Genomic DNA, 12,324 nt, shown 5'->3' on the forward strand with positions numbered 1-12,324 from the left:
GAATCGTGTAGTGAGGGGGGATGCTGCGCCCGGCACAGCCGGTTGCCCAGCATACCAAAACCGCCCTGCCCAAGCCGGGAGAGGGGTCAGATCCCTTTGCGCAGCAAAGGGATCTGACCCCATCCGGGACCCTACCTGGCCCCTGGATATCTACCTGTTCCCGGGGAACGCCTGGCGCAGCTCGTCCACCAGCACCCGCTGGTTTTCCGAGTAATCGATCGGTACCGACACCAGGTGCACCCCGCCCTCGTTGAAGGCCGCCTGCAGGGTCGGGATGAACTGCTCGATGGCGGTCACCTCATGCCCCTTGCAGCCATAGGCCTCGGCGTACTTCACGAAATCCGGGTTGCTGAAGGTCATGCCGTAGTCGGTGAAGCCATCCACCGCCTGCTTCCAGCGGATCATGCCGTAGGCACCGTCGTTGAGGATCAGCACCACCAGGTTCAGGCCCAGCCGGCGCGCCGTCTCCAGCTCCTGGCTGTTCATCATGAAACCGCCGTCGCCGCACACCGCCAGCACCCGCCGCTGCGGATACAGGATCGAGGCCATGATCGCCGAGGGCAGGCCCGCGCCCATGGTCGCCAGCGCGTTGTCCAGCAGCAATGTGTTGGCGACCTGGGTACGGTAGTTGCGGGCGAACCAGATCTTGTACATGCCGTTGTCCAGCGCCACGATGCCGTCCGGCGGCATCACCTGGCGCACGTCGTGCACCAGCCGCTGCGGTGTGAACCCGGCCTCTTCGGCGCGGTCGGCCAGATGCTCGAGGATGGTCGCGCGCAGCGGCAGCAAAGCATCGGCGTTCGGCACCGCGCCTTCGATGCGGTCGGCCAGTTGGGTGAGCGAACGGCCGATGTCGCCGATCACCTCCACCTGCGGGAAGTACACCTGTTCCACCGCCGCCTGCGAGTAGCCGATATGGATCACGGTCGGGCCACCCGGGCGCATCACAAACGGCGGCTTTTCGGTCACCTCGTGGCCGATGGTCACGATCACGTCAGCCTGGTCGATCGCCATGTGCACGTAGTCACGCTCGGTCAGCGCGGCGGTGCCCATGTACAGGCCCGAACCTCCGGCCACCGCGCCCTTGCCCATCTGCGTGGTGAAGAACGGGATGCCGGCGCGCAACACAAAGGCCGACAGCGCTTCACTGGACTGCGGTCGCGACGCCGCCGAAGCGATCATCAACAACGGCCGCTTGGCATTGCGGATGATCTCAGCCGCCCGATCCAGCGCCTCCGGGCTGGCAATGGGACGGTCCACCGCATGCGGCGGAATCAGCGCCACGCCCTCGACCTCATCGGCCGCGATGTCTTCGGGCAGCTCCAACAGCACCGGGCCCGGGCGCTCTTCCTGGGCGACACGGAACGCCTCGCGGACGATGGTCGGGATCGTGCGCGCCGAGACGATCTGCCGTGCCTGCTTGGTCAGCGGCTTCATCGTGCCGACGATGTCGACGATCTGGAAGCGCGCCTGCTTGCTGGCGACGATGCCCTTCTGGCCAGTGATCATGATCACCGGCCACGCACCGAGCAGCGCATAGGCGGCGCCGGTGGTGAAATTGAGCGCGCCCGGGCCGAGCGTGGCCAGGCACACGCCGGGCTTGCCGGTCAGGCGGCCATAGGTGGCCGCCATGAACACCGCTGCCTGTTCGTGGCGGGTGATGACCAGCTCGATGCTGGAATGGCGCAGCGACTCGACCACGTCGAGGTTTTCCTCGCCGGGAATACCGAAAATGCGCTCGACGCCTTCGTTCTCAAGCGCGGCGACAAGCAGATCTGAACCCTTGGACATCGGATGCCGTCCTTTGTGCTGGACTGATGGTGGATCGTTGCAGGAAGGATGAGAGCCGCGCGTCAATGCTTGTCGAACCACACTGTCTGCGCATTGACGAATTCACGGATGCCGTAGTGCGAGAGCTCGCGGCCGAAACCGCTCTTCTTCACGCCGCCGATCGGCACGCGGGGGTCCGAAGCGGAGAAGCCGTTGACGAACACGCCGCCGGTCTGCAGCCGGCGCGCCAGCTGCATGGCACGGGCGCGGTCGCCGGTCCACAGATTGCCGCTGAGGCCGAATTCGCTCTGGTTGGCCAGTTCCACCGCATGGTCGGCATCGCGGGCGCGGCTGATCGAGGCCACCGGCCCGAAGGTCTCGGTATCGAAGGCCTGCATGCCCGGCTCCACGTCGGCCAGCACGGTGGGCGCATAGAACGCGCCCGGGCGATCGAGCTGATGGCCACCGACGAGCAGCTTCGCGCCTGCGTCCACCGAGGCGCGCACCTGCGCATCCAGCTGCTCCAGCAGGTCCTGGCGCGCCATCGGTCCGATCCGGTTGCCCGCTTCGCGGCCATCGCCGATGGTCAGTGCCTGCACCTTCTGGCAGAACTGCGCGACGAAGCGGTCGTACACCGCGTCTTCAACGATGATCCGCTTGCCGGCAATGCAGACCTGCCCGGTATTCTGGAAGCGCGAGGCCACCGCCGCCTCCACGGCAGCGTCCAGATCGGCATCGGCCAGCACGATGAACGGATCCGAGCCCCCCAGCTCCAGCACCACCTTCTTCAGCGCCTGCCCGGCCTGGGCGGCAATGCTGCGGCCTGCGGCCACGCTGCCGGTCAGGGTGACTGCCGCAATGCGGTCATCGGCAATCGCGCGGCTGGTGCCCTCGCGGCTGATGTTGGCGGCGATGAAGGTGCCTTCCGGCAGCCCGGCATCGCGCCAGGCCGCGTCGAGCAGCTGCGCGGTACCGACGATGTTCTCGGCCGGCTTCAGCAGGAAGCCGTTGCCGCCCATCAGGATCGGCACTGCCGCACGCATCACCTGCCAGTACGGGAAGTTCCACGGCATGATGCCCAGCACCACGCCCAGCGGCAGGTAGGACACGTAAGCCTTGTCGTCGGGCACCTGGGTCGGTTCGTCGCGCAGGAACTGCGCGCCGTGGTCGGCGTACCAGTCGCACAGCACGGCGCACTTCTCGATCTCGGCCAGCGATTCGGCCTGCACCTTGCCCATCTCGGCGGTGGCCAGCGCAGCCAGCTTCTCGCGGTCACGGCGCAGTACGCCCGCCATCGCGCGCAACACCTGCGCTCGTTGTTCGAGGCTGCTGGCGCTCCAGGCAGCGAAGCCAGCCTGGCCGCGATCAAGGATCGCATCCAGCTCGGCATCGGTGGCGAAGGGATGGCTGGCGATCTGCAGGCCGGTGGCCGGATCGCGGGAAATGGCGGTGGTGGGGGCAGCGGACATGCAGGTCTCCTGTTGTCTCGGCAACGGGCAGCGGCCCGTCTTCTGCACAGGAATGTGGACCCGATTGGCGGAGGCAACAAGGCGTCTGCTTATCCTGTGACCTGCACTTACCTGTCTGAATGGGGTTATCGGCAGGGCTGCGCCCTGCACCCGCAGAGGCTTCAAGCCAAGCCAAGGCAACGGCAACGGCAACGGCAACGGCAACGGCAGAAGCTGGCATTCCGTGGGTTGGCGGGGTGGGTCCGGTTGAGGGGGACGCTGCAAGTACGTCCATGTAAGCTCGGTCGCCGCATCCATGCGGCTCACGCCCCCGCAACCGGACCCACCCCACCTTCGACAGAGTTCTGCGATCTGTCGGGACGGCGCTCTGCGTTGCTGTTGGTGGGTGTCGACCTTGGTCGACACAGTAGATCCACGCCATGCGTGGATGACTCATTCGATATCTGAGAGAAAAATCGTGTCGACCAAGGTCGACACCTACCAACAGCCGCGCGGAACAAAGCCGCAGTTGCCAACAGCCGCGTGAACCTGTCGAAGGCGGGGCGATGTCGGAGTGCGGGGTGTCAGCCGCATGGATGCGGCTGCCAAGCTTACAGGGACGTACTTGCAGCGTCCCCGCACTCCGACACCGCCCCGCCAAACCACGGAATCCAGCTCTGGCTCTGGCCGTTGCGTTGAGCAGGTGCAGGGCTGCAAGCCCTGCCGTAAACCCCTACTTCCGCGGCAGGTAGGTCACCAGGGAAAGGTCGTGCCGGCTCTCCGGCACCAGCGCCACGTACTGCAGGTCCAGCAACCCGCGCGTGGGATGGTTGAGCTTCTTCGCACCTTCATCGAACCGCCGCACGTCGTGCTCCGGCCACCACTGGCGGAACTCTTCGCTGTGCGCGGCGATGTCCTCCACCAGCGCCAGGAACGGCGCCTTGTCCGGCGCCTGCGCCATCGCCGCGCGGAAGCCGGCCAGCAGGCCGCGGGTCATTTCTTCCCAGTTGAGGATCAGCGTGCGGTACGGCGGGTACAGGAACATCAGCCGCAGCGTGTTGCGCTCATGCGGCGCCAGCTGGCTGTAGTCCACGAACAGATCGGCGATGGCCGGGTTCCAGGCCAGGATATCGAACCGGGTGTTGCGCACATAGGCCGGGATCGGCTGCATCGCTTCGACCAGCTGGCGCAGGCCGTCGGTCACGCTCTCGTCCGGCGATTCCAGCGGTACGCCATAGCCGGACAGCGCGAATGCATAGGCGCGTTCGTCCTCGCTCATGCGCAGCACCTTGGCCAGGCGCTCGAGCACTTCGGGCGAGGCACGCACTTCGCGGCCCTGCTCGATCCAGGTGTACCAGCTGACACTGACCCCGATGGCCAGCGCCACTTCCTCGCGCTTCAGGCCCGGGGTGCGCCGGCGCCCGGCCGGGAGGCCGAGCGTGGCGGGGTCGACACGGGCGCGGCAGGCCTTCAGGAAGCTACCGAGTTCCTTGCGTTCACTTTCGCTGCGCATCATCGCTACCGCCGTACCCGTTGTAGGGTCGAGCCATGCTCGACGCATCTGCTACTGCGCCAACAGCAGCCGAGCATGGGCTCGGCTCTACCGGAAGCGTGATCAGCCACCCTCGGCGTTGCGCACGAGGGTGACGAAATCCGCGCAGGCGCGTCGATCAGGCATCGGCGCGCTTGGAGCCCACGGCCAAACCGGCCTTCAGGCTGGCCTCGACGAACTCGTCCAGGTCGCCGTCCAGCACCTTCTGCGTATCCGAACGCTCGATGCCGGTACGCAGGTCCTTGATGCGGCTCTGGTCCAGCACGTAGTTGCGGATCTGGCTGCCCCAGCCGATGTCGGACTTGGTGGCTTCCACCGCGTCCTTCTCGGCGTTGCGCTTCTGGATCTCCAGTTCATACAGCTTGGCGGCCAGCATCTTCATCGCGTTGTCACGGTTCTGGTGCTGGCTGCGGCCGGTCTGGCACGCCACAACGATGTTGGTCGGGATGTGGGTGATACGCACCGCCGACTCGGTCTTGTTCACGTGCTGGCCACCGGCACCGGACGAGCGGTACACGTCGGTACGCAGGTCGGCCGGGTTGATGGTGATGTCGATGTTGTCATCGATTTCCGGCGACACGAACACCGAGGTGAAGCTGGTGTGGCGGCGGTTGTCCGAGTCGAACGGCGACTTGCGCACCAGGCGGTGCACGCCGGTCTCGGTCTTCAGCCAGCCATAGGCATAGTCGCCTTCCACGCGCAGCGTGGCCGACTTGATGCCGGCGACGTCGCCACCGGAGACTTCCATCAGCTCGGTCTTCCAGCCGCGCGATTCGCACCAGCGCAGGTACATGCGCAGCAGGATCTCGGCCCAGTCCTGGGCTTCGGTACCACCGGCACCGGCCTGGATGTCGACGAACGCCGCCGCATTGTCCATTTCGCCGGAGAACATGCGCTGGAATTCCAGCTTCTCGACGTGCGCCTGGTGCTTGTCCAGGTCGGCGACCACGGCAAGTGCGGTGTCCTCGTCCTGCTCGGACTCGGCCAGCTCCAGCAGTTCGGTCGCGTCGGTCAGGCCATCCAGCACCGACGCGATGCCGCCCACGGTCTTTTCCAGGCTGGAACGCTCGCGGCCCAGGTTCTGGGCGTACTCGGCGTTGTTCCAGACGTCGGGGCTTTCCAGCTCCCGCGTTACTTCTTCAAGACGCTCTTTCTTGGCGTCGTAGTCAAAGATACCCCCGAAGCGACAGCACGCGATCGGTCAGATCGGTGATGCGCTGGCGGACAGGATTCAGTTCGATCATGTCGGCGGTTATGCATTCAAAAGATGACTGGTAATGATACCGCAGGCCGGGGGTCCCCGGAATGAGGGCCTGGGCCTGCGCCGGGGAGGCTCGAGCGTGATGCGCCGGCGCTGCATTCAGGCAGGCGGTACCCGCCTTGGCGCAGGGACCCGGCTGGGCTGCAGCCGACCCCGCACAGGGCCTCCTTGCCCCAGAGCGGCGTCGACGAGGGTCTTCCTTGGCCCACCCTCGGACGGCCACTTGGGGCAGTTGACTATTTAACCTCGAACTCGCCCACCAGCACGGTCTCGGCGCGGTCCTTCAGTCGCATCGTCACCATCTGATCCTTCTGCTTTGCCGTGCCCCAATGAGTGGTCAGACGCAGCATCAGTGTCGTCGCGCCGGTCACCAGCTGCTGGCGGCTGCCGAAGTAGTTCGCCTCCACCTTGTACTTGCCCGGCTTGGCATTGCGTAGCGAGAACTGCTCGGGGCCATAGCCGCCGGTGAAGTCCTGCGACATCTGCCCGCCCTGGTAGGTCAGCCGGTTGCCGTAGTAGGCGCGCTCGCCGTTCGGGTCGGTTACCCACAGGTCCATGTCGCTGTTGTCGGCGTCCCACGACAGCACCACGCGCAGGTCCAGCGGCATCGCCTGCAACAGGCGCGGGTCGATGCCGGTGGTATCCAGCCGGGGCGTGCTGCCGGCCACCAGGTTGCTCAGCTCATCCAGCGCGATCAGGGCGATGCCATCGAAGCGGCTGTCCCACGGCCGCACCACCACCTGGTACAGCGGCGCCAGTGCCTGCTGTGGCTTGCCGGCCGCTGCCAGCGCCAGGCCCAGGTCGCGGAAGCTCTGCGGTTCTTCCTGGCCCATCGCCAGCACCTGCTCGAACACCGGCACCGCCAGTGCGGGAGCATCGGCCTGCATCAGTCGGTAACCGAGCACGCGCAGCAGGTGGCGGTTATCCAGATCCATTTCGGCCAGGTTCGACAGCACCCGCAGTGCCAGCTCGCGCTGGCCCTGCTCCAGCAGCAGGTCGGCCACATCGAGGAAGAAGGCGCTGCTGTCGGCGTGGGCATCGCGCTCGGCCAGATAGCGGTCATAGAGCTGCGACGGCGGGCCCTGGCGCAGGCGCCGGGCGATGGCCGAGTCCGGCTGCCAGGCCGCCAGCTGGATGCCGAGCTGGCCATCGTTGGCGGCCGCAGCGGCATCGACCGTGCCGCCGGTGACCACAATCGCATCCAGTGCATTCTCCGACGCGGGCGCCGGACGACGCGCGCGTGCGCTGCTGGCCTGCATGCGCTGTTCTGCCGCCGCGCCCATCGGTGCAGGCGCGGGCGGAGCAGCAGGTGCACGGGCTGCCAGCATCGCCACGGGTGCGGATTCGGTTGCGTAGTCTGCGGATGCAACGTCCAGCGCCATTTCCTTGGCCTGCGGCGGCGCATCCTTCGGCCAGCTACGGTTCCACCACTGCTGGCGCTCCTTCCAGCGGGCGGCCACTTCATCCAGGCGCTGGCGATCCGCAGCGGCGCGATCCCTGACCTGCACTGCAAACCTGGCGTCGTACTCCGCGCGCAGCGTGCCCGAAGGACGGATCGCATAGCGCAGGTAATCCTCCAGCGTCTCCAGCACGATCAACGAGGTGTTCGGCCCGACCAGGCCAAACCGTTGTGACAGGCGCTGCATCGCCTCACGGTTGCCACGACGGTCGGCGGCCAGCTGCTGCAGGCGCGCCTGCGCCCACAGGCCGGCCAGCAGTTCGCCGTCATCGCTTTTCTGCGTGGCCGGCAGCGCCTGCCATTCGCCGCCACCCACGCGCACCCGCATCGGCACGCCGTCAGCTGCCAGTCGTGCATGCAACCACAGCCAACCCTGAGCTTCACTGCGACGGTCGATGACCACGTCCTGCACGCCACGCCCTGCATCGACCTGCACATCCAACGGCGACGACAGCAGCTCACGCGCGGCCGCATCGACATCCTTGCCCAGCGCGATGAAGCGGCCGCCATGCGCCTCACTCCAACCACGCAGTCGCACGGCATCGGTGCGCGCACCGGCACTGCTGACCGCAAACAGGCGCTGATCGGGTGCCATCGCCGGTAGCTGTTCCGGGCCATAGGTCAGCAGGCCATCGCTGACCAGCAGGTATTCCTTCACGCCCGGCTGCGGCTGCCACTGTGCCAGCGCGCTGGCACCGTCCGGGCGTACGGCCTGCAGGGCTGCGCGCAGTTCACTCCAGTTGCCGGCGCGGATGCGGAAGCGACGCACCGGCTCGGCGCGATCGCGCAGCACGGTCAAGGCCACGGTGCCGTCGCGCAGCGCAGCGAAATAGCGATCCAGCAGGGCGAACTCACGTGTGTGATCGCGCTGGCCCGCCGAACCGGAGCCATCCCACAGCAGGCCGATTTCGCTCGGCAGTTTGCGCGGCGTGCTGCTGGCCGCCACCGGCAGCTGCGCCAGCAGATAGTGGCCATCCTGCCAGGGCGCCACCTGCACCTGTGCCTGACGGGTCGCCGGCAGATCCCACTGCAGCTGCTTCGGCAGCTGCGCCCCCTTGCCCTGCCACTGCAGCTGGCCCGCGCTGATGCGGAATGGCGCCGTACCTGCGGTGGTCGTGCCAGGTGCCTGCAGTTTCAGTTCAACCGAGGCTGCACCGGCGGCAAACTGCAGCGGCAGCGTCCACTGCCAGCCTTGGCCGGCGAAGGCCAACGGCTCGCGAATCACCAGCTGCACGCGCCGGCTGCCGCCGGCCGGCAGCGGATAGATGCGCAGGCGGAACTGGTTGCCGGCGGTCTGTTCCAGCAGGCCCGGGTCAACGCCGCGGCGGGCAATCTCCTCGAACACCTGGCGGCCGCGGTCCTTCGGCACCGGCACCGCGTCACGCATCTCGCCGTTGATATCCAGCGCGAAGCCGCTGATCTGCTGGCCATCGGCCAGGGGGAACTGCAGCTCACCCTCCAGCACGCGCCGGTTCGGGTTGTGGAATTCCAGGATGATCCGGGTCTGGGCGATGCCCGCCTGGACCCCGCCCTCGATACGGGCGTGTCGCAGTTGGACCGCCTGCTCAGCCGCCGGTGCGATCAGCAGCGGCGTGGCGGCCTGCGGCCGGGAGATCGGCGGCGACTGCGCGCCAGCGGGCCAGGCCGCAAGGGCCAGCAACAACACAATGCAGCAACGCGCGAAGACCATGACCGGACTCCAGTGGGATCGTGGACCCTTGAACGCACCAGCAGCCGTAACGGGGTTGGGAGACCCAAAAAGGGGACGGAGGGGATTAAGTCGCTTATGCCCTGTTTGCCAGTTGCGACTTAATCCCCTCCGTCCCCTTTTTCTCAGGCGGGCAGGCAGTGTTCGACGATCAGCTGGATGGCGCTGCCGCCGCGATAGTCGTCGCAGGCCAGCCGGTAGGCGAGGTGCACGTGTCGGCCGGGCGCATTGCCGTGCCAGCCGCCGAAGTGGATCGCGTTGATCGTGCCAGGCACGCCCGGCAGGCGCAGTTCCAGCTTCAGGTGGCGCTCCTTCAGCACGCGCCAGTTGGCCACTTCGAAGTGGCCGTCGAACAGGGGTTCGGGGAAGCCCTGGCCCCATGGGCCGGCCAACCGCAGCGCATCGGCGTGGCGATGATCGAGCTCGTCCGCGGCCAGTTCGCCGTCGCTGAGCACCTGCTGCTGCAGTGCCGCCGGGTCGAGCATTTCCAGCACCACGGCGACGAAGGCGGCCTTGAAGTCATCAACGTGGTCAAGCCGCAGGCTGAGGCCGGCCGCCATGGCGTGACCGCCGAAGCGGTCGATCAGGCCCGGATGGCGCGCATCGACCAGCGCCAGGGCGTCACGGATGTGCAGCCCGGGAATCGAGCGCGCCGAGCCACGCAGCGTGTCGGCGCCCGGTTCGGCCGGAGCGAAGGCGATCACCGGACGATGCAGGCGATCCTTCATCTTCGAAGCGACCAGGCCGACCACACCGGGATGCCAGTCGGCATCAAACAGGCAGGCGGCCACCGGCCGTTGCCCGGCCATGTCCAGCACCACGCGGGTCAGGGCCTGCTCGGCATCGTCGGTCATCGACTGCTGCACGGCGCGGCGTTCCGCGTTGATCTGCTCCAGCGTCTGCGCGATCTCGCGCGCCTGGCGCGGATCTTCGGTGAGCAGCAGCGCGATGCCCAGCGCCATGTCTTCCAGCCGGCCCGCCGCGTTCAGGCGCGGGCCGAGTGCGAAGCCGATGTCGGTGGCAGTGAGCCGCGCGGCATCACGGCCGCTGGCTTCGATCAGCGCACGCAGGCCAACACAGCCCTGCCCCGCGCGCAGACGGCGCAGGCCCGCGCTGACCAGCGCACGGTTGTTCGGGTCCAGCGCTACCAGGTCCGCAACGGTGCCCACCGCCACCAGATCCAGCAGCGTGGTCAGGTCCGGCCCCTTGCCATCTGCGAAGACGCCGGCCTCGCGCATATGCCGGCGCAGCGCCATCAGCACATAGAAGATCACACCAACACCGGCCAGCGATTTGCTGGGGAAGGCATCGCCATCCAGGTTTGGATCGACGATCACGTCGGCCGGCGGCAGCTGCGGCCCCGGCAGATGGTGGTCGGTGACCAGCACCTGCCAGCCGCGCGCCTTGGCCGCGGTGACACCGGCATGGCAGGCAATACCGTGGTCGACCGTGACCAGCAGGTCCGGCTGCAGCGCGGCCAACTCTTCCACCAGCGACGGTGACAGGCCATAGCCATGCACCATGCGGTTCGGCACCGCGTGGAAGACGTGTTGCGCGCCGAGCATGCGCAGGCCACGCACGCCGACCGCACAGGCGGTGGCGCCATCGCAATCGAAATCGCCGACCACCAGGATGCGCTTGTCGTTGGCGATGGCTTCGATCAGCAGGCCCACTGCATCATCGATACCGGTCAGCAGCTCGGGCGCGTGTAGGCTTCCCAGTTTCGGCAGCGCCAGCTCTGGCGTTCCCGCACCACGGCTGGCATAGAGTCGGGCCAGCAATGGCAGCGTGCCCTCTGGCCAGCTGCCGGGCACGACCACGTCGCGGCGGCGGATCAGCGGTGTATCAGAGGGCGGCTGCGCAGCATCGGCGGCAAGGGACATCGGCATCGCCGGTTACGAAAGACCCGCACATCATAACGTGCACCGCTCCCCCGGTCGGCTGCCGCTGCTGACGAGGCAACTTGGCTCTTCGGCCAGCAGCATTTGGAATTCACGACCGCATCTTCCATGCTTGCCTGCCCTGGAACGGACTTCCATCCATGACCCGCACCCTGCTGACCGCGCTGATGGCACTCACCGTGGCCCCGGCTGCCCACTCCGCGACGCCTGAGCCCAGGCCCGGGGTCGAATTCGAACACAACGACTGGTCGCTGGCCTGTGACAACACCCGCACCTGCCGCGCCGCCGGCTACAGTCCGGAAGAACCCGGCAACCTGCTCAGCCTGATGCTTGAGCGCGCCGGCGGCCCGGGTGCGAAGGTGATCGCGCGGCTGCGCAATGGCGAGGATGGCGAAAGCCCGACGCCGACCGGGGCACTGCGCCTGCGCCTGAACGGCAAGGACCTGGGCGCGGTGCGCGACACCGGCGACGGGGACAAAGTGTTGTTGCAGCAGGCACAGACCGATGCACTGGCCGCCGCACTGCCGCGTCAGGCACGCATCGAGATCATCGACGGCAAGGGCAAGGCCTGGCCGATCTCCGACCGCGGTGCAGCGGCCGTACTGCTGAAGATGGACGAGGCACAGGGCCGGCTGGGCACCCCCGGTGCGCTGGTGCGGCGTGGCGACAAGCCCGAAGCAAGCGTGCCTGCGGCGTTGCCGGTGCCAGTGATCGTGCGCGGCACGCTGGTGGCACCGCGCGCCTCGGACGCGGCACTGGCGAAAGCACCGGGCCTGCGCAAGGCACTGATCGCCAGCCTGCCCAAGCCGGATGAATGCGGCCGCCTGAGCGATGGCGGGACAGATGAAATCGAGATCCAGCGACTGGACGCCCAACATGTGCTGGCAAGCACCAGCTGCTTCGTGGGTGCCTACAACATGAGCAACGCCTACTGGGTGGTGCGAGACAAATCGCCGTACCAGGCGACTTTTGTCACCAACCTCGCCGAAGATTTTGACCGCGATGACGCTACGTTGCGAGGCCGTTACCGAGGCCGCGGTGTCGGCGATTGCATCTCTGCCAATGACTGGGTGTGGGACGGCGAGCGCTTCGTCAAGAGCAGCGATTTCACGACGGGCCAGTGTCGCAATATGCTCGGCGGGCACTGGACGCTGCCGACGGTGGTCAGTGAGGTCCGTTGAGGCGCCGCTACCTGCGGTAGTGCCGGCCGCTGGCCGGCAACCCC

7 protein-coding genes are annotated in these 12,324 nt (G+C 67.2%); 1 reads left to right on the forward strand and 6 read right to left on the reverse strand.

The features are described 5' to 3' along the window. Positions 1-150: 150 nt before the first annotated feature. The 6 genes from HMPREF3114_RS11880 to recJ form a co-directional block, all read right to left on the reverse strand. Positions 151-1,791, reverse strand: a complete 1,641-nt coding sequence (locus HMPREF3114_RS11880; RefSeq protein WP_053499439.1) for an acetolactate synthase large subunit — start codon at positions 1,789-1,791, stop codon at positions 151-153. A gap of 62 nt (positions 1,792-1,853) precedes the next feature. Continuing rightward, positions 1,854-3,239, reverse strand: a complete 1,386-nt coding sequence (locus HMPREF3114_RS11885) for an NAD-dependent succinate-semialdehyde dehydrogenase (protein WP_070489846.1) — start codon at positions 3,237-3,239, stop codon at positions 1,854-1,856. Between the two features lie 712 nt (positions 3,240-3,951). Next, complete coding sequence (locus tag HMPREF3114_RS11890; protein WP_053500957.1) at positions 3,952-4,734, reverse strand: helix-turn-helix transcriptional regulator; 783 nt, start codon at positions 4,732-4,734, stop codon at positions 3,952-3,954. Between the two features lie 154 nt (positions 4,735-4,888). After that, a protein-coding gene (gene prfB / locus HMPREF3114_RS11895; RefSeq protein WP_141750815.1) for a peptide chain release factor 2 occupies positions 4,889-6,014 on the reverse strand; the annotation gives its coding sequence in 2 pieces (ribosomal slippage) (positions 4,889-5,938 and positions 5,940-6,014; 1,125 coding nt in all). 253 nt (positions 6,015-6,267) lie between these two features. Next, a complete protein-coding gene (locus HMPREF3114_RS11900; RefSeq protein WP_053500955.1) occupies positions 6,268-9,180 on the reverse strand; it encodes a VIT domain-containing protein in 2,913 nt (970 codons plus the stop codon). 143 nt (positions 9,181-9,323) lie between these two features. Further along, positions 9,324-11,081, reverse strand: a complete 1,758-nt coding sequence (gene recJ, locus HMPREF3114_RS11905) for a single-stranded-DNA-specific exonuclease RecJ (RefSeq protein WP_053500953.1) — start codon at positions 11,079-11,081, stop codon at positions 9,324-9,326. A 158-nt stretch (positions 11,082-11,239) separates the two neighbouring features. Between recJ and HMPREF3114_RS11910 the strand changes: the two genes are divergently transcribed. Further along, positions 11,240-12,280 (forward strand): DUF1176 domain-containing protein, encoded by a 1,041-nt coding sequence (locus HMPREF3114_RS11910; RefSeq protein ID WP_053500951.1) that lies wholly within the window; start codon positions 11,240-11,242, stop codon positions 12,278-12,280. Positions 12,281-12,324: the final 44 nt, after the last annotated feature.

It is taken from the genome of Stenotrophomonas sp. HMSC10F07 (assembly GCF_001807895.1).
GTDB classification, from domain to species: Bacteria; Pseudomonadota; Gammaproteobacteria; order Xanthomonadales; family Xanthomonadaceae; genus Stenotrophomonas; species Stenotrophomonas sepilia.

What these genes read in the sequence shown, in the direction of transcription:
- HMPREF3114_RS11900 (WP_053500955.1), bottom strand. Translation starts at nt 9,180, where the DNA reads ATGGTCTTCGCGCGTTGCTGCATTGTGTTGTTGCTGGCCCTTGCGGCC.
- HMPREF3114_RS11890 (WP_053500957.1), bottom strand. Translation starts at nt 4,734, where the DNA reads ATGATGCGCAGCGAAAGTGAACGCAAGGAACTCGGTAGCTTCCTGAAG.
- HMPREF3114_RS11910 (WP_053500951.1), top strand. Translation starts at nt 11,240, where the DNA reads ATGACCCGCACCCTGCTGACCGCGCTGATGGCACTCACCGTGGCCCCG.
- HMPREF3114_RS11885 (WP_070489846.1), bottom strand. Translation starts at nt 3,239, where the DNA reads ATGTCCGCTGCCCCCACCACCGCCATTTCCCGCGATCCGGCCACCGGC.
- HMPREF3114_RS11880 (WP_053499439.1), bottom strand. Translation starts at nt 1,791, where the DNA reads ATGTCCAAGGGTTCAGATCTGCTTGTCGCCGCGCTTGAGAACGAAGGC.
- recJ (WP_053500953.1), bottom strand. Translation starts at nt 11,081, where the DNA reads ATGTCCCTTGCCGCCGATGCTGCGCAGCCGCCCTCTGATACACCGCTG.